At 41.8% G+C, this 24,028-nt stretch carries 22 protein-coding genes and 1 pseudogene; 9 read left to right on the top strand and 14 right to left on the bottom strand.

All coding sequences use genetic code 11. From position 1 onward, the window contains the following. Positions 1–7 precede the first annotated feature (7 nt). Positions 8–442, top strand: a complete 435-nt coding sequence (locus MsAm2_RS06480) for a hypothetical protein (RefSeq protein WP_338097444.1) — start codon at positions 8–10, stop codon at positions 440–442. Positions 443–604: 162 nt separating this feature from the next. On the opposite strand, the gene MsAm2_RS06475 is transcribed toward MsAm2_RS06480, so the two are convergent. Beyond that, positions 605–1,297, bottom strand: coding sequence for a peroxiredoxin (locus MsAm2_RS06475; RefSeq protein ID WP_338097443.1), 693 nt, complete (start codon positions 1,295–1,297; stop codon positions 605–607). A gap of 532 nt (positions 1,298–1,829) precedes the next feature. On the opposite strand from MsAm2_RS06475, the gene MsAm2_RS06470 reads away from it, so the two are divergent. Next, positions 1,830–2,789 (top strand): hypothetical protein, encoded by a 960-nt coding sequence (locus MsAm2_RS06470; RefSeq protein ID WP_338097442.1) that lies wholly within the window; start codon positions 1,830–1,832, stop codon positions 2,787–2,789. A 536-nt stretch (positions 2,790–3,325) separates the two neighbouring features. Here the strand turns inward: MsAm2_RS06470 and amrB are convergent. The 4 genes and pseudogenes from amrB to pyrH all read right to left on the bottom strand — a co-directional run bounded on the left by amrB (position 3,326) and on the right by pyrH (position 6,607). Beyond that, positions 3,326–4,198, bottom strand: a pseudogene (amrB, locus tag MsAm2_RS06465) (AmmeMemoRadiSam system protein B). Between the two features lie 244 nt (positions 4,199–4,442). After that, positions 4,443–5,558: a D-aminoacyl-tRNA deacylase gene (locus tag MsAm2_RS06460; protein ID WP_338097441.1), complete on the bottom strand. Its 1,116-nt coding sequence runs from the start codon at positions 5,556–5,558 to the stop codon at positions 4,443–4,445. 44 nt (positions 5,559–5,602) lie between these two features. Then, on the bottom strand, positions 5,603–5,773 hold the full coding sequence (locus MsAm2_RS06455; RefSeq protein ID WP_338097440.1) for a hypothetical protein: 171 nt from the start codon (positions 5,771–5,773) through the stop codon (positions 5,603–5,605). 138 nt (positions 5,774–5,911) lie between these two features. Next, entirely contained in the window at positions 5,912–6,607 is a 696-nt protein-coding gene (pyrH, locus tag MsAm2_RS06450) for a UMP kinase (protein ID WP_338097439.1), read from the bottom strand. 297 nt (positions 6,608–6,904) lie between these two features. Here pyrH and MsAm2_RS06445 point away from each other — a divergent pair, with 297 nt between their 5' ends. The 5 genes from MsAm2_RS06445 to mutY all read left to right on the top strand — a co-directional run bounded on the left by MsAm2_RS06445 (position 6,905) and on the right by mutY (position 12,882). After that, complete coding sequence (locus MsAm2_RS06445; protein WP_338097438.1) at positions 6,905–7,837, top strand: tetratricopeptide repeat protein; 933 nt, start codon at positions 6,905–6,907, stop codon at positions 7,835–7,837. A 272-nt stretch (positions 7,838–8,109) separates the two neighbouring features. Further along, positions 8,110–9,432 (top strand): DUF1266 domain-containing protein, encoded by a 1,323-nt coding sequence (locus MsAm2_RS06440; RefSeq protein WP_338097437.1) that lies wholly within the window; start codon positions 8,110–8,112, stop codon positions 9,430–9,432. A 368-nt stretch (positions 9,433–9,800) separates the two neighbouring features. After that, on the top strand, positions 9,801–10,358 hold the full coding sequence (locus MsAm2_RS06435) for a DUF4240 domain-containing protein (protein ID WP_338097436.1): 558 nt from the start codon (positions 9,801–9,803) through the stop codon (positions 10,356–10,358). 2 nt (positions 10,359–10,360) lie between these two features. Beyond that, on the top strand, positions 10,361–11,440 hold the full coding sequence (locus tag MsAm2_RS06430; RefSeq protein ID WP_338097435.1) for a suppressor of fused domain protein: 1,080 nt from the start codon (positions 10,361–10,363) through the stop codon (positions 11,438–11,440). Positions 11,441–11,589: 149 nt separating this feature from the next. Further along, on the top strand, positions 11,590–12,882 hold the full coding sequence (mutY, locus tag MsAm2_RS06425) for an A/G-specific adenine glycosylase (protein ID WP_338097434.1): 1,293 nt from the start codon (positions 11,590–11,592) through the stop codon (positions 12,880–12,882). Between the two features lie 195 nt (positions 12,883–13,077). Here mutY and MsAm2_RS06420 read toward each other — a convergent pair whose 3' ends face one another. The 9 genes from MsAm2_RS06420 to MsAm2_RS06380 form a co-directional block, all read right to left on the bottom strand. Continuing rightward, entirely contained in the window at positions 13,078–13,371 is a 294-nt protein-coding gene (locus tag MsAm2_RS06420) for a DNA-directed RNA polymerase subunit L (RefSeq protein ID WP_338097433.1), read from the bottom strand. A 243-nt stretch (positions 13,372–13,614) separates the two neighbouring features. Further along, a complete protein-coding gene (locus MsAm2_RS06415; protein WP_338097432.1) occupies positions 13,615–14,862 on the bottom strand; it encodes an exosome complex RNA-binding protein Csl4 in 1,248 nt (415 codons plus the stop codon). 154 nt (positions 14,863–15,016) lie between these two features. Further along, positions 15,017–15,643: an METTL5 family protein gene (locus MsAm2_RS06410; RefSeq protein WP_338097431.1), complete on the bottom strand. Its 627-nt coding sequence runs from the start codon at positions 15,641–15,643 to the stop codon at positions 15,017–15,019. A gap of 29 nt (positions 15,644–15,672) precedes the next feature. Beyond that, positions 15,673–16,695: a diphthamide biosynthesis enzyme Dph2 gene (gene dph2, locus MsAm2_RS06405; RefSeq protein ID WP_338098523.1), complete on the bottom strand. Its 1,023-nt coding sequence runs from the start codon at positions 16,693–16,695 to the stop codon at positions 15,673–15,675. A gap of 18 nt (positions 16,696–16,713) precedes the next feature. Then, the gene (locus tag MsAm2_RS06400; protein ID WP_338097430.1) at positions 16,714–16,878 is read right to left on the bottom strand and encodes a hypothetical protein; all 165 of its coding nucleotides are present in this window, start codon (positions 16,876–16,878) and stop codon (positions 16,714–16,716) included. Continuing rightward, positions 16,875–17,459, bottom strand: a complete 585-nt coding sequence (gene hpt, locus MsAm2_RS06395; protein ID WP_338097429.1) for a hypoxanthine/guanine phosphoribosyltransferase — start codon at positions 17,457–17,459, stop codon at positions 16,875–16,877. Before hpt ends, MsAm2_RS06400 begins: the two co-directional genes overlap by 4 nt. Before the next feature lie 120 nt (positions 17,460–17,579). Further along, a complete protein-coding gene (lysS, locus tag MsAm2_RS06390) occupies positions 17,580–19,175 on the bottom strand; it encodes a lysine--tRNA ligase (RefSeq protein ID WP_338097428.1) in 1,596 nt (531 codons plus the stop codon). Positions 19,176–19,444: 269 nt separating this feature from the next. Next, positions 19,445–20,665, bottom strand: a complete 1,221-nt coding sequence (locus tag MsAm2_RS06385) for a (Fe-S)-binding protein (RefSeq protein ID WP_338097427.1) — start codon at positions 20,663–20,665, stop codon at positions 19,445–19,447. A 332-nt stretch (positions 20,666–20,997) separates the two neighbouring features. Next, complete coding sequence (locus MsAm2_RS06380; RefSeq protein WP_338097426.1) at positions 20,998–21,507, bottom strand: hypothetical protein; 510 nt, start codon at positions 21,505–21,507, stop codon at positions 20,998–21,000. 108 nt (positions 21,508–21,615) lie between these two features. On the opposite strand from MsAm2_RS06380, the gene aroC reads away from it, so the two are divergent. After that, the gene (aroC, locus tag MsAm2_RS06375; protein ID WP_338098522.1) at positions 21,616–22,737 is read left to right on the top strand and encodes a chorismate synthase; all 1,122 of its coding nucleotides are present in this window, start codon (positions 21,616–21,618) and stop codon (positions 22,735–22,737) included. A 53-nt stretch (positions 22,738–22,790) separates the two neighbouring features. Beyond that, positions 22,791–23,990 carry a heme b synthase gene (gene ahbD, locus MsAm2_RS06370; RefSeq protein ID WP_338097425.1) on the top strand — a complete coding sequence of 400 codons (1,200 nt, stop codon included), beginning with the start codon at positions 22,791–22,793 and terminating at the stop codon, positions 23,988–23,990. The last annotated feature ends 38 nt before the right edge of the window (positions 23,991–24,028 follow it).

Raw genomic sequence — 24,028 nt, 5'->3', positions numbered from 1 at the left:
ATATCTCATGGATAAAAAAACAGAAACAACACTCATGCGTATTTTTGGCATGATTTTTATTTTGCTGATCTGCGCTTTTAGTATTTACGCGTACTTAAATCCGACAGAGCTTTCCGGTATTTCATTTTTACCGTTTGCCCTCGGATTTGGGTCGGCGACCGAGTTCTTCGCCGGAAAAAAAGAACCGAAACAAAAGCACCAACTTTTGAGATTCATCATCATTTTCGTTCCATTCCTTTTGTTCTTCTTTTTCATAACTTACCGCTGGTGGAACGGTGTTCCGTCATTGGCATCAACCATTACAGATCCGGTCACAGCCTTTCTGTATGTTTGGGGAATGGCGCTCTTTGGTCTTGTTTACGGGCTGATTTGTATTGGCTGCAGCTTTTATTTAGATAAAATCGTGGATAAAATCGAATCCAAATCAAAAAGAGCCGATTAAAATCAATCGAAATTGAAAAAAGAAGAGAAAGAAATAAAAAAGAGAACAAATGAAAAATAAAAGAGAACAAATGGAAAATAAAAAAAGAATCGGAAAAGATTTCTTTTCCGATGAACAATTCGTCGGCGAATTTTGATTTCTAAATCAAACTTCAGTTTTTGTTTATTTTCCGCACCGTTTCGTCACCAAGAACCAAGACGCGCAACATTTTGTCTCGTCCGACGTCCAAGAATCGCGCTCCTGCGCTTCCTTAAAGGTTTGCGGGGCGCCCATGACCACATCGTCTCCGGGCTGCCAGTTGGCGGGCGTGGACACTTTATCTTTGTAGTTCACCTGAAGCGCTTGTACCAAGCGCTTGATTTCTTCCATGTTGCGACCGGCCGACATCGGATAATACAAAATCGCTTTGATTTTGGCATCCGGGTCGATGATAAAAACCGCACGAACCGCCTTGGTGTCGGAAACACCGGGCTGGATCATGCCGTATTTCTTGGCGACATCCATTTTAATATCGGCAATTACCGGAAATTTCACAACAACGCCTTTTGAGCCTTTGTACTCAATCCGGTCCTTGATTTCTTTGAGCCATGCGATGTGGGACGTAATACTGTCAATGGAAAGCCCGATGAGTTCCACATTAATTTTTGCGAAATCGTCTGCCATGTTGGCAAACGTGATGAACTCGGTCGTACAAACCGGTGTGAAGTCCGCCGGATGGCTGAATAAAATGACCCACTTTCCTTTGTAATCTTTCGGAAAATTTAAGGGACCGTTTGTGGTTTCGGCTTGAAAGGCCGGCGCGTCGTCTCCAATCAGCGGAAGGGAAACACAACCGCAATTGCATTCTTCTGACATTTTTTTCACCTACATTGTGTTGTAAATTGATGTAAATTGATGTAAATTGATGTAAATTGTTGTAAATTACGTAAATTGATGTAAATTTATGTAAATTGACGTAAATTATCGTCAAATCGTGTCTATCATATGTCGTTACTTGTTGCTCATTTTGACAACATGCGGCATTCGTTCAATTTTGTTTTTTCTCTATTTATCATAATTTTATTTAATCCTTTTTATTAATCTATTCGAATTATTTTTTAATAGTCGTCAAATATATATAAGAATAATAAATTATGAATGGAAAGTAATACGAAATATGTTAAATTTAAAAATATCTGTTAAAATTTAATCTATTTTGTATCTATTTATCTTAATAATTCGCTTTAAGATAACAAAAACGATGAAAAATTAAAAACGATTCAATATCTATTGCTTTTTCAGTTTTTTGAATCTCTCTATTTCAAATTTATTTTTAAAAATTCGTATCATTTATGCAAAAACATGGGATACGAAAAATTAACAAATAAATTATTCTTCAGGTGAAATTATGATTCAAATCCAAAAAATAATTCCGATTTTTCTTGTCTTGGCATTCTTATTGGCCTTGACCGGTCCTGCATCCGCTCACAACGTAATCATTTTTCCGGCCGACAATCAGCCGGATTCTATCAATGTCACCGCAGGCAACTTTTATTTTAATGCCGGCGATTCCACCAATCTTTACCTCTACATCATCCATAGCCCCGAAGCCGGATTTGCCGAAATCGGTCCCAATTTTAAAATCAACATGACACTCATTGCGCCCGACGGCACCATCACTTCCGTGGATGCTGTCCGCTCCGCCGGAAATGTTTCCTACGACGTCGGCAACAACACCACGATGACCGCCAACTGGTACATGGGAAATGTCACTTTGGACCAAGAAGGTGTTTATTATGTGATGGGTGCCCAGCGCGGCTATGATGAAAACGGAACGTTGACCCGTGAAAGATTTTCTTTCTCTCCGCTGTTTGTCGGAAACAAGACAACCGGATGGGACAACCTTGAAAAATACGGACAAACCGCCGGCGCAAATGTGATGGTCGTTCCGACGGCCAGCCCCAAAGACATTTCGGTGAATGATTCTCTCGCCTTTAAGGTCGTCGGCGATTTGAACTGGTTCTTAAATGAAAAAGAAGATCCGGTCCCGGTGAAGTCTCCGTTCCCGATTTTCGCGGAAGCTTATGCGCAACCCTCCAAGGTTGCGGCCGGAACAACCGGCACGGAAATTGCCGCTCACGTCGATGCCAACATGACTCACGCCTTCACATTTGACATGGGAGAAGCCTGGGCAATCGTTGCCGTCAACCAAGAAGAAGGCGAAGACCGCGACAACTTCCAATCCGTTTTCGTTCTTCCGGTAAGTGCCGAAGCTGCGGATGAAAAAGAAGCGCCGGGAATCGGATTTTTGGGAATTGTTGCATGTGTCGGCCTTGCCGGACTCATGTTCATGAGACGAAAACAGTAATCTTAAACATCATTCAAGTAGCTCAAACATGCTTTAAAACCACGAAAAAATAGCGAAAAATAAAAATAGCGAAAAATAAAAAATAGCGAAAAATAAAAAATAGCGAAAAATAAAAAATAGCGAAAAATAAAAAATAGCGAAAAATAAAAAATAGCGAAAAATAAAAAATAGAGAAAAATAAAAAATAGCGAAAAATAAAAAATAGAGAAAAATAAAAAATAGCGAAAAATAAAAAATAGAGAAAAATAAAAAGTAAGTAGAAATTAACAACCGCCGTTTCCGGCGGTTGTCTTTATTTTTTAGCGGCTTTTTTCAGATTCGTTTTTAAACCAATGTTCTATTTCACATTTACTTGATTCGTTTTTATTGAATTTCATAATTTTTATTTCATAATTTAGATTCGTTTTTATTGAATCTCATAATTGAATTTCATAATTTGAATCTCATAATTTGAATCTCATAATTTGAATCTCATAATTTGAATTTCATAATTTGAATCTCATAATTTGAATTTCATATTTTGTTAACAACTGCTTTTAATCACATTTGCAGTTGTTTTTATCATTCAATGTAAAATTGAATGCGGCATATCCAACCACATTTGTTCGTGATTCTGTTTCCGCGTCACTGGTCATATATTTTAAAAATTTCGGGCTGGCGGATACATTTTTTGAAATCATCATCAAAGCGGCAATCGGACCATATCCGCAAAGGCTTGCGTTCTCTTTTTCGATTGTTTCGTAAAAACCATCGACATCCAGCTCCTCTATTTTTCGGATGACTTTACGGTCAGTTTCTTGGGCGGCTTGGGGTGAAACATAGTGGGAAAAATCACTGGACGCGATGACGGCAATTCTTAATTTTTCGGAATATCCTTTCTTTTGAACCGTCACATCTTTGATGAGAATATTGGTAATAATCGATGCCACAAGTTCGGCCGCATCCGAGCTCTGATCACCCATACAAATCGGCAGGATTTTGAATTTGCGTCCTTTCAATTTCCGCTGCAAAAACGGCAAAATCACTTCAATGGAATGCTCATGCGTGTGAGCGGCTTCGTCGACGACAACATCGGTTCCCTCAAAATAGGACGCCAAAAACGTATCTGCCTCAATCGTCCCAAGAGGAGTTTGCCAGGAAATGGTGGACAGGGAGAGCGGGTGGCCAAGTCCCGTGTGATTGGGTCCCAAAATAATGTAGGTGTCGGCATCCTACAAGGATTCAAGGGCAAGCGCGGATACATTTCCTGAAAAAATATATCCGGCATGCGGACTGATTGCGCCAAAAGTTTTATCGGACGGAGTCACTTCTTTTTTAGCTTTCAAAAGGGCGGCATCCACGGTTTTTGAAAGACCGTCTGGAGTTGCTTCATAAAAAAGGCCGGAAACGGTTGATTTTCTGATTGTCAAATCAAGTCCTCCAATTTAATTGTCTTTGGTTTTTACAGGTTATCAAAAATTACAAAATTGCAAAATTACAAAATTACAAAATTGCAAAATTACAAATTATAAAATTATAAAATTACAAATTATCCTGTGAATTCCAATATATATCTATAAATTATAAATAATACTCTATTTATAAAAATTCGGAATTTTATAAATAGTTTTTCTTTTTCGGACAGACCTGATTTTTATGGTCGGCATTAATTTTTTAATCGTCGTCTCCCGCTGAAAAATCTTTAAAACCGTACTCTAAAACCGCATCTTTATCATTCAATATTTGAAAGCCCAGCGCTTCAATCATTTCCGTCAGCCGTTTTCGGTCTTCTCCTTTTATCGATTTTTTGTCAAAAAAAGCAAGCCGGGTTTTTGTTTTTAAAAACGCGTCTTTTAAAACGGATTCCGGCAAAGATTCAAGTTGATATTTCGGAAAAATGTGACCGAATGCCAGTCTTGTCCGAAACAGGCTTTTGGTCTGCCGCTGCGCATAATGTCCGCCTCCAAATCCCACCGCAAATACCGGGTCCGATAAAAGAAGTTCTGCCGGAATTAAATTTGAGGGCTCTGATTCATGTTCGGATTCCAATTCGCATTTGGATTCCAATTCGCATTTGGATTCCGATTCGTATTTGGATTCGGCTTGTTTTTCTGAAAAATCCACCGATAGAGACAGAATGGATTTTGCGACAATTTCTCCGGCCAGCGGAATTCCCCATTCATTTTCTGTACTTCCGATTTCGGCAAAAAGAGATGGGACCGACAATTCGGTCGGTCCGTGATGCGTGACTTCCAAGGTGACATCAAAGCCGAGTCCCATTTTTTGATTCAACACATTCATTGTCCAAAGTATCTTTTTCATATCCAGCGGTGCCGGAACGGATAAAGAATAGGGTTCGCCTCCAAGCGCGCTTTTTTCCGGATTTCCGGTCGGATGGACGGTGAGTGCTTTTGTTTCGCTTTTGCTCCGATGCTTGGACGCAAAAATAATCAAGTCCGCCGGAAGATCTAAAAAAGAAAGGCGGCAATCCAGACGGTCTTGAAAGATATGCTTTCCGTCCAGAAGAATCAGGTGGAAAAGAATGTCACTTGTTTTGAATTCGTAAATGCCGGTCATCTCATTTGTTCCCAAAAAATCGGATGCTGATGGCATGGACTCAAGGGTCGGAACCGATGGTGGAAAACGAAAAAGGGCGGCTGTCATTTTTTCAATCGGAGGCCGTTTTTTCTCCTCCCACGGGACGCATTTTAAAAGATTGTCTTTAATATTGACGCTGGCCGCATCCGATAAAGAACAAATAATGGCGACGGTTTTTAAATCCGGTTTCATATTTTTTTCTCCTCTTTCCTTTTTTCTTGCTTGTTTTGGACATTTCAGAAAATATAAACATATCGGACAGGACCAAAACCTGCCGGCAGAATGGAATCAAAATCGGCCGGCGTAACATCCCGCAAGCAATAGCTTAAAAGCGCAAGCAGCAAACAATAAAACGCAAGAAGCAAACAATAAAACGCAAGCAACAAACAATAAAATGCAAGCAGCAAACAATAAAACGCAAGCAACTGATGATAAAATGTAAACAATAGGGATAAATGGCAGGCGGAGCGAATAATAAGCAGTAAGTGAAAAATAAAAAAAGAATCCGGCGGAAAAATCGGCTGCTTCCCGCCGGAAATATTTTTTTAGGGAATAATAATTGTTCCGCAGCATGCGGTTTGCGGTTTTTTTGCTTCCTGCCGGATGACTTGGATTAAATCTTCAATTTTTCGTCCGTCCAGGACAATGGTGCGGATTTTGCCCCGCTCAATTAATTTGCAGGCAATCGGGTCGACGGGGGATTTAGAACCGGCATTGAGGGAGGTTCCGGCGGACAATTGAACCAATTCGGCGGCGGTCATGGTGGAATACTTTTTGGCATTTTTGTCCACATTTGGGTCGGCTGTGTAAATTCCGTCGACTGATGTTGGGATGAGAAGGAGGTCCGCTTTTAAATATTCGGAAAGAGCGGCGGAAACCGCATCCGTTGTCTGCCCCGGAAGGACGCCGCCCATTACGACAATTTTTCCAAATTGCATCGCAACTGCCGCTTCATTGTAATTGACCGGAACTTCCGGGTACGCGGCCGAACCAAGCGCCGCAATCAGGATTTTCGCGTTGAGGCGGGTGACGTCAATTCCAATAAAATCGCAAGTGGCTTCGTCAGCACCGGCACCGTGGGCGGCTTCAATGTATTTGCGCGCGTAAACGCCGCCACCGGTCACGATTAAAAGTTTGTGTTCTTTGGATATTTCCAAAAGCGCATCCGCATATTTTTTAAAGCGGGAGGCATCTAAGTCGCCCGCAAGAATTGAGCCGCCAAGAGACATGACAATAAGCATAAAGTGTCTTTCCTGTTTGTGATTTTTAGGGTTTGAAATACGATTCCGATAAATACAAAAAATAATTAATAATCGGTAAAACAAGTGAAATCAAATTTTTAAATGTGTCGATAACTTGTTGATAATTTGTTAATATTCATGGAAAAAGGAAATGACCCAAAAGGATTAAAAGGTTACATTTAATTGGAAGATAAAATAAATTTCAGACGGTAATCTTAATTTTTCAATTTTTAATTTTTATTTTTTTATATTTTTTATATCTTTGTGAAATTTATGTATGAAGAGGTCGAGGAAAAAATGATGAACGAAAAATCTCCCAACAACGAAGAGCAAGAAGCATGTCATTCGGAAGCATGTCATTCCAATGGTGATATTAAACAATCGATTCCCAACAAAGGCGGAGAATCAACAGCAGACAAGGGGTTTATGTTTTCCCAAATGGAAGAGCGTGAGAAAGCGTTGAAGTATTATGAAAGTGTTATTGAAAAAGAGCCGAAAAACGGAGATGCTTGGTACAACAAGGGATTGACGCTTCATTCGCTCAGCCGTTTTTATGAAGCGATGGACGCTTATGATGAAGCGGTTTTAATCAATCCGGAAGATAGCGACGCTTATTACAACAAAGGTTTGATTCAAGCGGAACTCGGGCTTTTGGATGATTCTTTGGAGAGCTATAACAAATCCATTTTCGCGGATGAGGGAAATATTGACGCAATTTTCAACAAAGGGGTCGTTCTTATGTCTCTTAAAAGATATGAAGAGGCACAAAATGCTTTTGAGATTGTCCTGAAAAAAGACAAAAAGAATTTCGGTGCGGCTTACAACAAAGCGTTGACGGAAGTTGAAATGGAAAAGTATGAAGCGGCGGTTCAATCGTTTGACACGGTCATTCAAATCGATCCGTCCAACCGGGAAGCTTGGTACGATAAAGGTCAATTGCTTATGAAACTTGGAAAAACCCAAGATGCCAAAGAGGCGTTTAGTATGACGCTGAAATTAATTCCCGACCTTCCGGACGCGTGGTTTAGAATCGGCGGCATTTTGGCGGTCGTCGGCGAAAAGGAAAAAAGTTTGAAGTATTTGAAAAAGGCTATTACGGCAAATCCGAAAGCAAAAGAGTGGGCGTTAGAAGACGTGGATTATAAATCACTCTTGGATGACGAGGATTTCAAAAATGTTTTAAGCGGCACCGACCAAAAAATCAAAGCTTTTGAAGAAGGAAAAGCCTAAAAACAAAAAAAGTTTCAAAAACATGTTCGGATTCAAAACGAGTTGAATAAAATTTTGGTCCATTAATTTTGTTTCATTTTTAAAAAATTTGGTCCATTAATTTTGTTTCATTTTTAAAAAATTTGGTCCATTAATTTTGTTTCATTCTTAAAAAATTTGGTCCATTAATTTTGTTTCATTTTTAAAAAATTTGGGGCCATAACACGCGAAGCGGCAGCAAAATCAAAAAAGCAAAAATAAACATGATTTTTAATAAAACCGGAAAAACAGTTATGATTGACATATCTATGATTTCCCAAAAGCTGAAAGATGTTTTTGAGAGAATGTTTTTAAAATTAAATACGGATCATGCGGACCTTTTGGTCAATGAAATTGAAATCTTCGCTTGCTACGAAGAAGGTTTTATGAACATTTTAGTCAAAAACGGCGGGTATATTTCTCGGAAATATTTATCGGATGAACTTTTTGAAGAGTATATGGATCAAAATGCCGACAGCGAAACATTGTTTTTGGCGTCTGAACTGTTTTTAGATTGGACGGATGATATCGCGGTGGGTCCGTCGATGACTAAAGAAGAATTCCATGATTTCTTAAAATCCTTGGTCGTTGGCAGTTTGAAGTCCTTAGAAGACAGCGCTCATTTTTTTAATTCTCCGGTTTTTTCTCTTCCCGTGACCGTTCTTTTAAAAATATTCGGATGCCGGCAGACAATTGTGTTTTTCAAAGACATTTCCGGCAAAAATCAGTGGGCTGTCGCATCTTCCGGCGATGTGTCCGAAAATTTGGACCGGTTGGAAGACACGATCCTTTCCGGCAAAAGCCACGTTTCTTCCTTCCAAAAAATTGAAAAAAGAATGAACGCGTGGATTGTTTTGCCGGACAAGGATCCGAAAAGCGAATTTTTGTTTGCGGAAGATTTTTCCCTTCGGGAAGCCCAATATTGGGCGCTTGCTTGCGCCGCTCCGATTTCTTTGCGGGACGGTTTTTATTTAGATTCCCTTCAAGTGAAAGGCGGAGAAGAGCGTGCACGGGCGGATCTGTCCATGTTTTGGCAAGTCGAATCCCGAAAAGAATTGATTCAAACGCTGGATTCTCTTTGGTATGAAGGGCAGCATCTGAATTATGATCTTGTCCTGGAATCTGTTTTAAATCTGCCGTGGCCGGAATGGAAATCGGAAATTGAAAAATTTACGCAAGAAAATGAAGACGGGGAAAACACATTTACGCTCATCCCCCATCTGGAATCCATGGAAACCGCGTTTTACATTTTAAAACAGGAAAAAATCATTCAAACGGAAACGGTTCCGTCTGTTTTGGCATGGGATTTGGGTTGTTTTATTCATGTCTGCCGGCTTGGTTTTGCGGCCGGATTTATCCGGGAGGAAGAAGCTTGGGACAGCATCATGCCGGCGGCATTGATTCTTCAAGAAGAGTTTGAATCGTGGGAAGATTTGTCTGTTTCTTATTTGACCGGCGCCATCATTTGGAATAATTCTTACCGGGAACAGGAAGCGGTTCTTAAAAATCACACGCTTTTGACGCAACGCCCGGAAAGTCCTTTTTTAACGTTGCCGTGGGGTTTGGAATTGGATTAAATTTTTATCCCGGCTATATTATAAAAAAACAAAAAATGAATATGAATACTTAAAAAATAACAAACGGATATGAAAATTTATTTATTTGTCAGGGTTTTCAAAAACGTAAGCTTAAATGCTATGGAAAATATGATTTATCACCAAAAATAAAACTAAATCTGATAATTTGGCAAAATGAATCTCTAACAATTTTAGCAAAACGAATCTCTAACATTTTTAGCAAAACGAATCTCTAACATTTTTAGCAAAACGAATCTCTAACAATTTTAGCAAAACTAAATCTGATACCTGTTGACGAAATTATTAATAAAACTTTAATAAACTATTAACAATTAATAAAAACTAAAATTAAAATCGGGGGAAATCAAATGGTCTCAAGAAAAGATATGATGTCGGAGGACTTATTTTGGGAAATTATTGAAAAAACAAAATGTGATGACCCGCAAGACCAATTGGATAATTTGGTTGCGGATCTTTGTGTCCGTCCGGTTGAGGAAATTTTAGGATTTGATTATCGATTGGACAAATTTTTGGAGCAATCGTACAACCCGGATTTGTGGGCGGCAGCCTGCATTATTTGTGGCGGATGTTCCGATGACGAATTTGATTATTTCCGGGCATGGTTAATTTCCCGCGGAAAAAGTGTCTATGAGCAGGCGATTGCCGACCCGGATTCGTTGTGCGCTCTTTTCGGTGACCCGGAACATGACACGTTTCCGGATAACGAGGAAATCCTTTACGCCGGGCTTGACGCTTATGAAGAAGCAACCGGTAAAAATGATTTTTATGAAGTCATTGATTCATTTGAAGATGATTTTATGATTTTGGAAATCGAGTTAAATTGGGATGAAGATGATCCCAAAACGCTCAAAAGCATTTGCCCGAAATTGTTTGATAAGTTTTATGAAACGTTGTCCGGATTGTAAAAATGACAAATAAGAATGGAAAAAATGAACAAGTCGGTAAAAGCGGCAAAATCGGTAAAAACAACAAAATCGGTAAAAACAACAAAATCGGTAAAAGTGGAAAATCCGGTAGCGACAAAATTGAGGTGAAGGCCGGAACCGATAAGGCGAACGATTCTGAAAAAACCGTTGGTGAAAAAACCGTTGGTGAAAAAACCGTTGGTGAAAAAACCGTTGGTGAAAAAACCGTTGGTGAAAAAACCGTTGGTGAAAAAACCGTTGGTGAAAAAATTGTTGCTGAAAAAACCGGGGCTGAAGTATCTGTTGCCGAAAAAATCGTTGCTGAAGTATCCGGCGCTGAAAACGCAAGAGCCAAAAACAGCACGCAGAGGTCATCCTTCTCCTCAACGCCGGAATCCAAATCTCCAGAAACGGATTTCCCGGATTTTGATTTTTCCGACTTTGATTTTTCCAAATCCGCCATTGACCGGACAATTATGGACCATTTGAAACAGTTTTACGACGAAAAAGACATTTCCTTAATCCGCGAAACCGCTTCTGATTTCTCCCGGATTTATGTGGTTTGGGCAAACAAAGATCGTCCGTACCACATTTTAATGACCGCCGGCATGAGCATTTTTCAAATGGATGCGCCAAAAGGCTGTGAGGATTTCAAGTATGCGGAAGTGATGATGATTCTTCCGGAATACTGGCCGCTGCTGCCGGAGGAATTGAAGCGGGATGAAAACAATTGGCCGGTCCGGATTCTTCAAACGATTGCACAGCTGCCGTTTTTGAAAAATACGTGGGTTTCGTGGGGGCACTCGATTTCCAATAGAGGGACACCGTTTTCCGGTTTTGTTTCCTTTGAGAGCTCTCTTTTGGTTTATTCGATTACGGTTCCTGATAATTTTGTCCGAATCGAGCTTTCTGACAAAACGATTCACGTGTATTCCGCAATCCCGTTGTATCCGGAAGAGTTGGAATTTAAACTCAAGTACGGGACGGAAAACCTGCTTGACAAATTTAACCGGTACAAAACCCCCGAAATTTTGGATGACCGGCGGGAAAACGTGTGCAATCCGAATCATTTGAGATATTGAAATATTACTCTTGTTTCGGGTCATCGCCCTTTTTCATTTTCTTGGCGTTTTCATAAATTTTCATTTCGCTTTCATTTTATTTCATAAGGTTTTCATATTATTTTCATTGCTTTCATTTACCTTTGTTGGAATTTTGAGACGAATGGATTATGGCAAAAAAATCAATATCAACTTCAAGCGTTTCGGATTCGGCTTCTGTTTTGGATATTTCGTCCAAGTTGCTGAGTTGGTACGATGTTTATGGACGGGATTTGCCGTGGCGGGTTGTTGGCGCGCATCCGAATCCGTACGTCGTCTGGGTTTCTGAAATTATGCTTCAGCAGACGACGGTTCAGACGGTAATTCCATATTTTTACAAATTCATGGAACGGTTTCCGACCATTGAAATATTAGCGGACGCGGATATTGAGGATGTTCTTCTTTTGTGGCAGGGACTTGGGTATTACACGCGCGCGAAAAAGCTTCATGAATGCGCGCAGAGGGTGGTATCCGATTTTGGCGGGAAATTCCCCAAAACTTATGCCGAACTGCTCAAGCTTCCGGGAATTGGTCCCTACACGGCGGCCAGCATTTCATCGCTTGCGTTTGATAAGCCGGAAGCGGTTGTTGACGGGAATGTGATTCGTGTCATTTCGAGGCTTTATTCGATGACGGAAGAACTTGACCAAATCAAACCCGAAATCTCCAAGCGTGCCCGGCAGATGATGCCTCAAAGGAGGGCGGCCGATTACACGTCCGCCATCATGGATTTGGGCGCGACGGTTTGCACGCCAAAAAATCCGGTATGTGAAAGCTGTCCGTTGCAATCGGATTGCGGAGCAAAGCAAAAAAATTTAGTCGGGGAAATCCCAAAAATTGTCCCGCTCAAAAAAGTTCAAAAATCCGGTCCTCTCTTTTGGATTGAAAATGAATCCGGCAGCGTTTACATTTGCAAAAGACATGAAGGATTATTGTCCGGGCTTTGGGAATTTCCGTGGATGGCGGAAGAAACAACCAAAGATATGCCGCCGGCATTTAATTTCCCGTTTGAGTCCGATTGGATTTTTACAAAAAAATCGATTCGCCATACATTTACGCACATTCAGTTGAGTCTTTTCATTTACCGGACAAAAACAAATGAACAAGATCCCGATTTTTTGGTTTTTCAAAAAAAGACCGGTGGAAGTTTTGTACCCCAAAATGATTTTAAAGATTATCCGTTTTCGACGCTGATGAAAAAGGTGATTCACGAGACGGAAGATGCGAAAAATAAGAAAATGGCAAGCAAAAAAACAGAATTTAAAGATATGAATCTCAAAAAAACAGAATTTAAAGATATGAATCTCAAAAAAACAGAAAAACCAAAAATAGAAAAACCAAAAATAGAAAAACCAAAAATAGAAAAACTAAAAATAGAAAAACCAAAAACAGAAAAAATCATCAAACAAATCAGTGATTTTTAAAAAAGCCAACTGTCGATTTTTATTGAAATTATTTAAGACGATATCGTGCGCGCATATGCCGCTCCGGCAAAAAATAAAAAAATGAAAAAAAAGATGAAAAACGAAGAAAGAAAAATGAAAAAAAAGATGAAACGAAGAAAAGAATGAAAAAATCATAAAACCATTAAAAAAATGGCAAATCCGTTTTTTACGGATTTAATTTTTTGAAAGTGCGGTTGTGAATGCGTCTGCGAACTCGTCGCACATGCTCACGATGGTTGCCATAACGTCTTTTAAGATTTCAAGCGGCTTTTCGCCGGGCATTGTTTTGATGTACAAAACCGGCTCACGCTCAACAGAGTTGGACAATCGTTTCATGTCATAAAAAGCGGTTTCGACACGATCATCTTCAAGAAGCGTCGCCTTAATAATATTCATCAATGTGTGGGTTTCCCCTTTGACGAGAATTTCCATTTCGTCTTTTCCCTGGGACAGAATTGTAATTTCCATAAAAATCTCTCTGATTTTTTAATAAAATAAATATGAATAAAATTGAAATAAATGAAATAAAGACAAATTGAATAAAGTTGAATAAAATTGAAAAATAATAGATTTCAACATAAACATAGATACTCTATTTATTCTTTTTTATCCATTTAAATCTGATTTTTATCCATTTTTCTTTTTTATTTCAGCGGAATGTCTTATTTTTTCTTTTTTATTTCGGCTGAATCTATTTTTTTTTTTTTCGGATTATTTTTGAAGAACTTTTTTCGGCGCTCCGGAAATTCCTTTTCCGTAAGTGTCGGCAAGCTTTCTGTGTTCTTTGTTTCCGCAAACCGCACAAATCAGGCGGTTTTCATCCCGAACCAACGATGCCTTGCATTTGGAACAATACGCTTTGACCACACCGAATTCGCCTCCGACGGTGGACAATCCGATTTTGGAACTGTCAATCACTTTGGCGCGGACAATGTCCATCACCGCAAACTCATCGGAAACCGCTTTTGTAAAGCCGTCTTGAATGTTGGATACATAAATTTCAGCGGTTCCGTTGTTGACCACTTCGCCGTCCAAATTCTTTTCCGCCGCCACGATTTCCACGCGCGCGCTGGATTCTCGAATGTCCGTCACCGATGCAATCACAATGTCGCCGTCTGAAATCGTATTGGGCGTATGGGTTGTCGGGATGACCGTAATCAATCGCTTTTCATTGTTGATGCCGACAAAACCGGACACTGTTGCCCGGATGTAGCCGCCATCGCTGATGGCTCCAAAACTCGGACCGTATTCTTCGACAGTTCCGATAACGGCTCCTGGGAATGTAAACTGCCGGGTGTTCTCAAACAAAACTTTTTCCGGACGCTTTTTCTTTTCACGCGGTTTTCCATCTCTGCCATCCCGTCCGCCGCGTCCGCCCCGGTCATTTCTGCCGCGGTTGTCTCGGTCGCCGAATTTGCCGCCGTTGCGGTCTCCATACCGATTTTTGTCCCCGCCACGTTCTCCGTTACGGTCGCTGCTCCGCTCACCAAATCGGCTTCTTTCTCCGCTGCTGCGTTCTCCGCTGCTGCGTTCTCCGCTGCTGCGTTCTCCGCTGCTGCGTTCTCCGGTGCCGCGCTCGACATACCGGCTATTACTGCGCCCACCGTTACGTTCATCATATCTATTGCCACGTTCTCCATCTCTTTCGCTCATTCTCTCGCCACCGCGTTCACTGCTTTTCTCAACATAACGTTCGCCACCACGGTCATTCGTTCTTTCGCTGCTGCGTTCTCGAACCGGCCGGCAGCTGCTTTCCAAATCCGATACAGATTCGGAAGACTTTTCAATAGGCGGTCTCGGCTTTCTTGGAATTTGAGATTTGGGAGAAGCCCGAACAGGGGATTCACATGCACAATCATTTTCTGAAATATGCGCATTCTGCGCGTCTTTTGCCTCATCGGCAACGGAAGAAACGTCCTTTAATTTTCTTCGAATCGGTTTTTTTTGAACACGGCTCATAATATCCCTTTTTGTGTGAATAAATAAAATTACGATACTTTTTTTCTGAAACATCTTATGAATGGAATTTAACCTTGATAAATTCAACCATGAAAAATGACAATTCAATTGAATAAATGATAAATTATGAGGGGATGAATGAATAACTTTTGATTTAAATTGGATTTTCAATCCGGTAGATTTCCACATCGATCGTTTCAATTTCCTTTTGGTGAAAATCGAATGTTTTTCGAATCGGAAATTCCGCTTTAAAACAATCCGTAATTGTTGCGGGTCTTATAAATTTTTCTATGAAAGACCGGCTTCCTTTGTTGTGAATTGAATAAACAATATTACCTGCCGCAACCGCCGCTTTTAAAAACGGCCGGTCATTTCCTTTTTCTTGCGCCCCAAATGGCGGATTCATAACAATTGTGTCGGCACGCTCCAATTTTTTGGACAAAATCCATTCGGGGATGTCGGAAACATCCGCTTCTAAAAAAGAGACACAATCCCCGGCTTTCAAATTTTCGGCGTTTTTTATGGCGGAGACCACCGCATTTTTGTCAATATCAAAACCGGTTACCTGCCGGGCAGACAAAAGAGCGGCACCAATCGACAAAATTCCTGTTCCGCAACCGAAATCATAGACGGTTTTGTCTTCAATGTCGCCGCTCATATACGCCATATGAAGAAAAGACGCCGCAAGCGGTGCCGGGGTTTTGTATTGCTCAAGAGCGAGGCTGGGCGCAACAAACCCTTCCGCTTTTTCAAGAGCCATTTCTAATTTTTTCAGTTTCATAGAGGTCCGGTTTTACTTTCCTTTTTGTTTTATTCCCGCTCACCTTCCAGGATTTCATCCAAAACCAAATCTTCCCAGCAGCGTTCTCCCAGAACAATTTCAAATTCCTGCGGCGTCAAAACGGGAACCGGATACCGTCCCGAATCGTCCACCGCCAGCCGCGGGCAAGCAGTGTTGACAAATGCGTCCACCGAAAAATTCAGCATCTGGTCTGGTGTTACCAAATCCATCTGCAAAATGACGGCTTTCTTTCCATGTTCCTCCGCTTTTTGTTTCAGCCTTTTTGCCAATTTTTTCCGGCACTGCCCGTTTTTTGTGGACACAATAATCCCGAAAAGGTTGGCCTCCATCGAATTTCCAATGACGGCACTTCTTTGCATCAAAAATTTGCGAAAATCCAATTCAAACGCTTCCGACAAAAATGGATCGGCACAAACCACCTTTTTTTGAGCGGACAGCGCAATTCCGATCGGATGGAATCGACCGCTGCCGATAAACAAATAAGCCTCACACTTTTTGGCATCGGGTGAATTTTCACATGATCGGGCGGCAGAAAAATTACAGCCTAAAACCTGTCCCGAATACGCAATCCGGTTGTCTCCTCGGGACAAAATAACTTCTTTTCCGGCATTTTCCAAGAGGCGGCGGACAGTATCCAGTTGATGAACATGTTGAACGGTTGTGAGAATTCCAATCTTTTTTTCCGGAAGGAGTGGCAGTGCTGCTGTCACGGCCGGTCCGACATCCGCTTTGGACCGGGTTTCGATAAAAAAAACCTTCTTTTCCAAATCGGTTTGTTCCAATTGTGAATGCCCGAAATGAAACAGCAAATCCACTTGGGACAAAAGAGAGACATCTAAATCGCAGGCACCAAAACACGGGTCGGCGGAAATCAGAACCTGTGCGCCGGTTTTTTCTTCCAAGAGTAGGGACAACGGAACCGCATGCTTTTTGAGTCCCTCCGGAAATTGAAGGCCGATTAAAACAGGACTAGAGGATGTGTTTTGAATTTTATTATTTTGAATATTGTTTTGAATTTTATTATTTTGAATATTGTTTTGATGGCTCTGCTAATTCTTCCGAATTTGAATTTCTTTGATTTTTTCAAATATTTGATTGATTTCAAAATCATAAGAAAAGCGGCTTAAATCAAAAATATTGGAAGAGACGAAATCCGGTTTTTCGGATTTGTCTTTTTGAAACGCTTGATTCAAATCCGCCGGACGGTTGTTCATTCGTTTCCTCCAAGAAGAATCACGCCATCTTTTGTGACATCGATATTTACTAAAACCGTTACCTTATGACCGGTCTCTTGAAAGATTTGCTTTTGTCCGTCTCCGCGCCCGATCACGCAAAACACGCCGGCGACGACAACACCCATTTCATCCAGGCAGTTGAGCAGCGCTTTAAGCGTCCCGCCGGTGCTGATGACGTCATCCACAATCAAAACGCGGTCGCCTTTGGACAAGCCGTTGAGATACAATTTTCCTTTGGAGTATCCCGTCGATTGCGATAATTCGACTTCACCAGGGAGCCCGTATTTTCTTTTGCGGACAATGCAGGTTGGAATTTTGGATTTCATGGACAGCGGAATTGCAATCGGAATTCCCATGGATTCAATCGTTACAATCAAATCGGCCGGCAAATTTTTGGAAAAAGAGTGAAGGATAAAATCAGAAATTTCATCTAATATTTCAGGAGGAATCGCCGGAATGCCATCCGAAATCGGGTGGACAAAATAATTGTAAATTTGTCCCTCGGATTCCTTTTGAATGACCGGGGCTTCCAAAAGCGATTGTTTGAGTTTTTCAAGCATTTGTCCCACCTCTTTTTTTTCCGAATATTTTTATAAATTCAGATGATTTTTTAAATTTAAATTGGAATGATTTTAATTGAATGAATTAAAATCTATTGAATCAAAATGTTCATTAATCGGTTATGGTCGGTAAGCTGCAGCCTCTTTAAACCGCTGGACCAAAAAAGCGTTGTCAAAAGATGTTAAAAACCATCCGGCTTTGGGTCCCGATGATTGCCCGAGAAGTGCCAAATAAATAGCGGCAAAGAAATTTTTCGGGTCCATTTCATCCGCGGGAAGAGCCCCGCCGGCATAATTTATCATATTTTTTGAAATTTTTGTGCCGTCTGTTTTTGTTTCATAAACAATTCGCTGGACATCCTCGGCTGTCAGTTCGCTTGAAAGTGCGGATAATTCATCCGAAAACGCAATTAAGAATGCGCGCTGTGTATTTGTCAGGGAGGCGCATTGAACCGGAACCGTGTCCTTCACACCGAATTTTGCAAAAACCGGCGCGTATTTATCCAGCCAAATGCCGACATTTTTGGCCATCTGGTGAATGACGGCGGAATCTTCGTTAAAGCCGGAGCGCTTCGCGATTTTTTCGATTTGTTTTAAATCGCCACCGGCAACCTGGTAAATAGTGACCATTTGTTTAAATGGAATCTGAGATTGTGTAACGCCTTCCGCTTTGGACAATTCGACAATTCTTTTTTCAAGACCGGTCGGGTCCTCTTTGTCCCGGAGACGTTCATATTCGTCCACCAAATTCAAAAGCGGCTGTCCCGGGTCGAATTTAATATGTTTTTCCGGTTTGGTTTTCATAATCAAAAACCGCAGTGTTTCCGGCGGGACTACGTCAAGCATATCGGAAATAGATACGACGACGCCGGCGGAAGACGACATCGCCCCCTGTTCGCCCAGCATAATCCATTCATAAACAATCGGATACGGGGGTTCGTGCCCGAAGACCTCGCGGGCGATTCGAACGCCGGAATCATAAGAGCCGCCACTGGAGCCGTGATCTTTTCCAAAAGGCTCGACCGTCACGCCCAAAATTCCCCATTTGGCCGGCCACTCCACCCGCCACGTTAATTTGCCGCCACCTTTCATGGGAACTTGTCCGCTTTTGCCGCAGGAACAGATATAGTTGACAGTTTCCGCCGTTTCGTCAAATCCGGTTACTTTGGCGGTATTGATTTTTAAACAGTTTTCACAAATCGGATTAAATGGGCTCCACTCCGGCATCACGCTTTTTCCGGAAACCTCTTTGAGAATGGTTGCGATTTTGTCTCGGTTTTTCAGCGCGGTTTTGATGGATTCGACAAAGGCACCGGCTTTGTAGAGTTCATCTGTTCGGAGAACTTTGGGGTGAATGCCAAGTGTTTCCATGGATTGTAAAAACGGTTCTAAAAAGTGTTCGGAATAGCTTTTGTGCGCGCCGCACGGACAGGGAATTTCAGAAATCGGTTTACCGACGTGGGCGCCGTAAGCTTCTTCGGTCAAAAAAGGATAGACTTTTCGGAGCGGGTCGTAATTGTCCGCAATATAATAAAAATCGGGGTTTTCACCGAGATCTTTGACGGCCCGGTAAACAGCGTCTGCCGTCACGACTTCTCGCATATTTCCGATGTGAATGTGACCGGACGGCGTGATTCCGGTGGAAATCATATTTTTGCCGCCTTTGGCGGCGACTTCTTCTGCAACAACGTCTGCCCAATGTGTAATTTCTGTCATTTTAATACCTTTGAAAAAAATAAAATTTGAATTAAATTTGAATTAAATTTGAATACGGCGATTATATGAAATCGGATTAATTTAGGGGACTAACTCTTCTTTTTTATTAAAACTTTGTCATGAGGAGGAAAAGACTTTTCCGGACTCTTTCCTCCAAAGAATTCTTAGATCTATTCTTTTATAATTTGATTTATTCTTTTGTATTTGAAAATGTCCTTAATAATATTTGATTTGTTTTTTATAATTTGAAAATGCTTTAATTTATGACGTTATCCATCGTATGGATTAAAATCATAATTCGAAAGGCAATGAATCAGTGCCGTATTGGACAGCCGGATGAGTTTTTGATCATCCCGCTCAGTTGGCGGGTTTCCGCACGCGAGCGATAGAAATTCCGCCAAGTCGTAAACCAAAAGACGGCTTTTGGAATTGTACCCGCTTTCAATAATATTTTTCATGCATCCGCCGCAATTGGTAATAATGACATCACTGTTTGAATTTTCAGCGGCCCCATGAATTTTTGCGGCTTGAGAAAGAGATTTTTGAGGAAAAACTGTCCGAACGCCGCCGCCAAATCCACAACAAATGGAGTCTTGAGGCGATGGGTTGGCAACAGATACGTGTGGGACAGCTTGGAGCGCACGGCGCGGATCATTGTAAATGCCGGCTGCCCGGGTCAAATGGCACGGATCTTGATAATAAAGAATGAGCGGCGTGGACTTTTTTAAATATTGCGTCATATCGCGTTTAAATGTCAGTTTTCCTTCCTGAATCAGCCGGAGGAAATATTCCGATGTTTGGAGCACTTCAAAGCCAAGTTCTCCAAAAAGCGATGGGTAAATTATTTTAAAGGCGCGATAGCATCCGGGACAGGTCGTCACCAAAATTTTGGCGCCCCGGCGGGTGATTTCATCTATGTTTTTTTGTCCGATTTTAAGAAGCGGTTCTTTGTTTCCGGCGCCAAAGGCAACCGACCCGCAGCAGTAATCAATTCCGCTCATGACGGAATAATGAACGCCGGCCGCATCCAACACTTTGGCGGTGGATTTTCCGACCACTTTGTTCATGCAGGATGCGGCACAGCCCGGGAAATAGATTACATCACACGCTTTTCCTTCATTTTTGAAAACAACCGGCTTTTCCCATTCTCCGATTTTTTTGTACATGTTGTTGTCCGAAAATGGGTCTGCCAATCTTTGCTCATCCGAAATCCCGAATTCTTTTGTTTTCTTCTCGCGCGCCAGGGAAATGAGTTTTCGAATGCCCAGATCTTGAGGGCACGTGACAGTGCAAACATTGCAGGTGTAGCACAACCGGATGTCATGGTCCGGATTTTTGGGAAGCGACACCGGTTCGGATTCTGATTTTGGGGATTCGGACAAGTAGCCGTACAAATCGGACAAAATGCCCAAATCGCCATAGCTCGGGCAAACCGAAATGCAAAGACCGCATTGGTCACAATTTTTCTTATGTTCTGAGAGAAAGTCCATTTTAAAAAGTCCGGTTTTTCTGAAAAATAAAGAAAGAAGTATTTTTTCAAATTTAAGTTTTTTTCAAAAATCGGACAAAACTCAAATATATAAAAAATTTAAAACAAAAATCAAAATTATAAAAATCTAAAACAAAAATCAAGTCCAAAATTCAAGTCCAAAATTCAAATCCAAAATTCAAGTCCAAAATTCAAATCCAAAATTCAAATCCAAAATTCAAATCCAAAATTCAAATCCAAAATTCCTAAAAGTTTCAAAATTTCAAAACAAATCAAATTCCAAAATTCCATCCAAAATAAAGTGGCAAAAATCCAAAAAATACAATTTCAAAATTAGTTCTTAATTATCTCCTTAAAAATACAGGCAAAACATCCCGATTCAATCAGATGCGGTCGCATCTGATTGAATCGAAATATGAATTTTAAAAGAAATGGGTGTAGTGAGACAGTTGCAGCAATCCTAAAATCATAAACCGTCGCAGCAATCCTAAAATCATAAACCGTCGCAGCAATCCTAAAATCATAAACCGTCGCAACAATCCTAAAATCATAAACCGTCGCAGCAATCCTAAAATCATAAACCGTCGCAACAATCCTAAAATCATAAACCGTCGCAACAATCCTAAAATCATAAACCGTCGCAGCAATCCTAAAATCATAAACCGTCGCAACAATCCTAAAATCATAAACCGTCGCAGCAATCCTAAAATCATAAACCGTCGCAACAATCCTAAAATCGGAAGGTTTGCTTGGATTGGAAAAAGAAATGATTGGAAAAAACGCTGAAAATGAAATGTTGCTTAAATCATCCGATCCGTATCCCAAACATATTTCTACTTCCAAAGAATTAGGTTTTTCAAGCAAAATGATTTTTATTTGGATTTAGAATTATTTCGTAGGCATCGTCAAGCCAATCAACTTGACGCCAACCAAAAATTTACAGGCGAAAATATGGCGGGAAACAGCTTTGGAGAATTGTTTCGGATAACGACGTGGGGAGAGTCTCACGGTGATGCGGTCGGCGTTGTTATTGACGGCGTCATTTCGGGCATTTCGCTCTCGGACGCGGATATTCAAAAAGAGCTGGACCGCCGAAAACCCGGGCAAAGCACCGTGTCCTCTCCTCGAAAAGAGCCGGATACGGTGGTGATTTTGTCCGGGGTTTTTGAGGGAAAAACGACCGGAGCGCCGATTTCGTTGATGGTGAAAAATTCAGACGCCCATTCTTCCGCTTATGAATCTCTTCAAAAAACTCCGCGCCCGGGTCATGCAGATTTGGCCTATTTTGAAAAATACGGGAATTATGATTACCGTGGCGGCGGCCGAAGTTCAGGACGGGAAACGGTCGGGCGTGTCGCGGCCGGTGCCGTTGCCAAAAAAATATTGGCGGCTGCCGGAATCGAAGTCGTCTGCCATGTCGTTCAAATCGGAATGGTTCATGCCGATTCATGCGTTTTGGACAAGTTTTCCCTCCCCGAAATCAAAGAAAGAATTCAGGAAAATCCGGTCCGGTGCGCCGATTTTGCTGCCGCGTCCGCCATGGAAAAAACAGTGAAAGCCGCGCAGGAAAACAAAGATTCTGTCGGCGGAATTGTCGAGGGACGAATTTGCGGCATTCCGGCAGGGCTTGGGGAACCCGTTTTTGACAAACTTGACGCCGATTTGGCCAAAGCCATCATGAGTATCGGTGCCGTCAAGGGATTTGAAATTGGAGACGGATTTTTGGCCGGGAGCGCGCAGGGAAGCCAATTTAATGATGAAATGGAATGGACGGATGACGGCACCGGCCGGACAATTTCCATGAAAACGAATCATTCCGGCGGCATTTTAGGCGGCATTTCTACCGGCGGAGAAATCCGGTTCCGGGCGGCGGTGAAGCCAACGCCTTCCATTGCGCGGCCGCAGCGCACCGTCAATTTGGACACAAAAGACAATGAAATCATTGAAATTTCCGGACGGCACGACCCGGTGATTGCGCCCCGGATTGTCCCGGTCTGCGAAGCGATGGCAGCCATTGTTATTTTAGACCATTTCATGAGACGTAAAGCCTTAGATCACAAAACTTTGAGATAAAAAAAATTAAGACATCGAATAAAAATGGTTTCATATTGAAATGAGGGGGAAAAATGGAACAATCGAAACATCCGGGAAATCCGCAATCTGAAAAAACACATCCTGAGACCGCGCATTCCAAAAATATAACTTCCGAAAATACACATTCGGGAGGATTGCCTCCGGCCGATGACACCTCCGGCGTCCGGCCGCCACGGATTTTGGCTTGGGAAACCACGGCCGCTTGCAATCTGGCTTGTAAACATTGCCGAGGGTCTTCGACTCTCAACTCTGCCACCGGCGAATTGACAACGGACGAAGCCAAAAAAATGCTTCGTGACATTCGGGAAACGGGAACTCCGATTATTATTTTAAGCGGCGGCGAGCCTTTAATGCGTCCCGATATTTTTGAAATCGCCCGCTATGGGACAGATCTGGGTTTTCGGATGACGCTTGCGACAAACGGGACGATGATTACCCAAGAAATCGCTCAAAAAATACGGGAGGCCGGCATCCAAAGAGTCAGCATCAGTTTAGACGGACGGGAACGGACGCATGACACGTTTCGTTGTATTCCAGGCTGTTTTTCAGATTCCATGCGCGGGATTCAAAATTTAAATAGCGCGGGCGTTGAATTTCAAATCAATACCACCGTTTCCCGGTTCAATGTGGAGGAGCTGGAAGATGTTCATGCTTTTACCAAAGAAATCGGTGCGGCAGCGCATCATTTCTTCTTTTTGGTTCCGACCGGAAGAGGGGCGGAACTGAGCGAATTTGAAATTTCCCCGGAAGAATACGAAACCGCTTTGTTATGGCTTTACGGCATTTCCAAAAAAACAACTCTTCAAATCCGTCCGACGTGTGCACCGCATTATTTCAGAATCTTACGCCAAAAAGCCAAAGAAGAAGGCGTTGAAGTCACGCCAAAAACGCATGGTCTTGACGCCATGACAAAAGGCTGCCTCGGCGGTATTTCTTTCGGATTTATTTCCAGCATCGGTGATGTCAACCCGTGCGGTTACCTGCCGGTTTTGGCAGGAAATGTCCGAAAAACACCGTTTAAGGAAATCTGGGAAAATGCAAAAGTGTTTAACGATTTGAGAAATTACGCCGCTTACAAAGGAAAATGTGGCGACTGTGGATACAAAACGGTTTGTGGCGGCTGTCGGGCGCGCGCATACCATGAGACAAACGATTACATGGAAGAAGAGCCGCTCTGTTCTTATGTGCCGCCCGGCTATGCTTTAAAACAAGCCCGCAAAACCGGCAAATAATATCCGAATTCAAAACAGAACGACCCGAACCATGAAAA

Source organism: Methanolapillus ohkumae, assembly GCF_032594355.1.
Lineage (GTDB): Archaea > Halobacteriota > Methanosarcinia > Methanosarcinales > Methanosarcinaceae > Methanolapillus > Methanolapillus ohkumae.
Note: the sequence above shows the minus strand (reverse complement) of the source record. Positions and strands in the feature narration are given on the sequence as shown.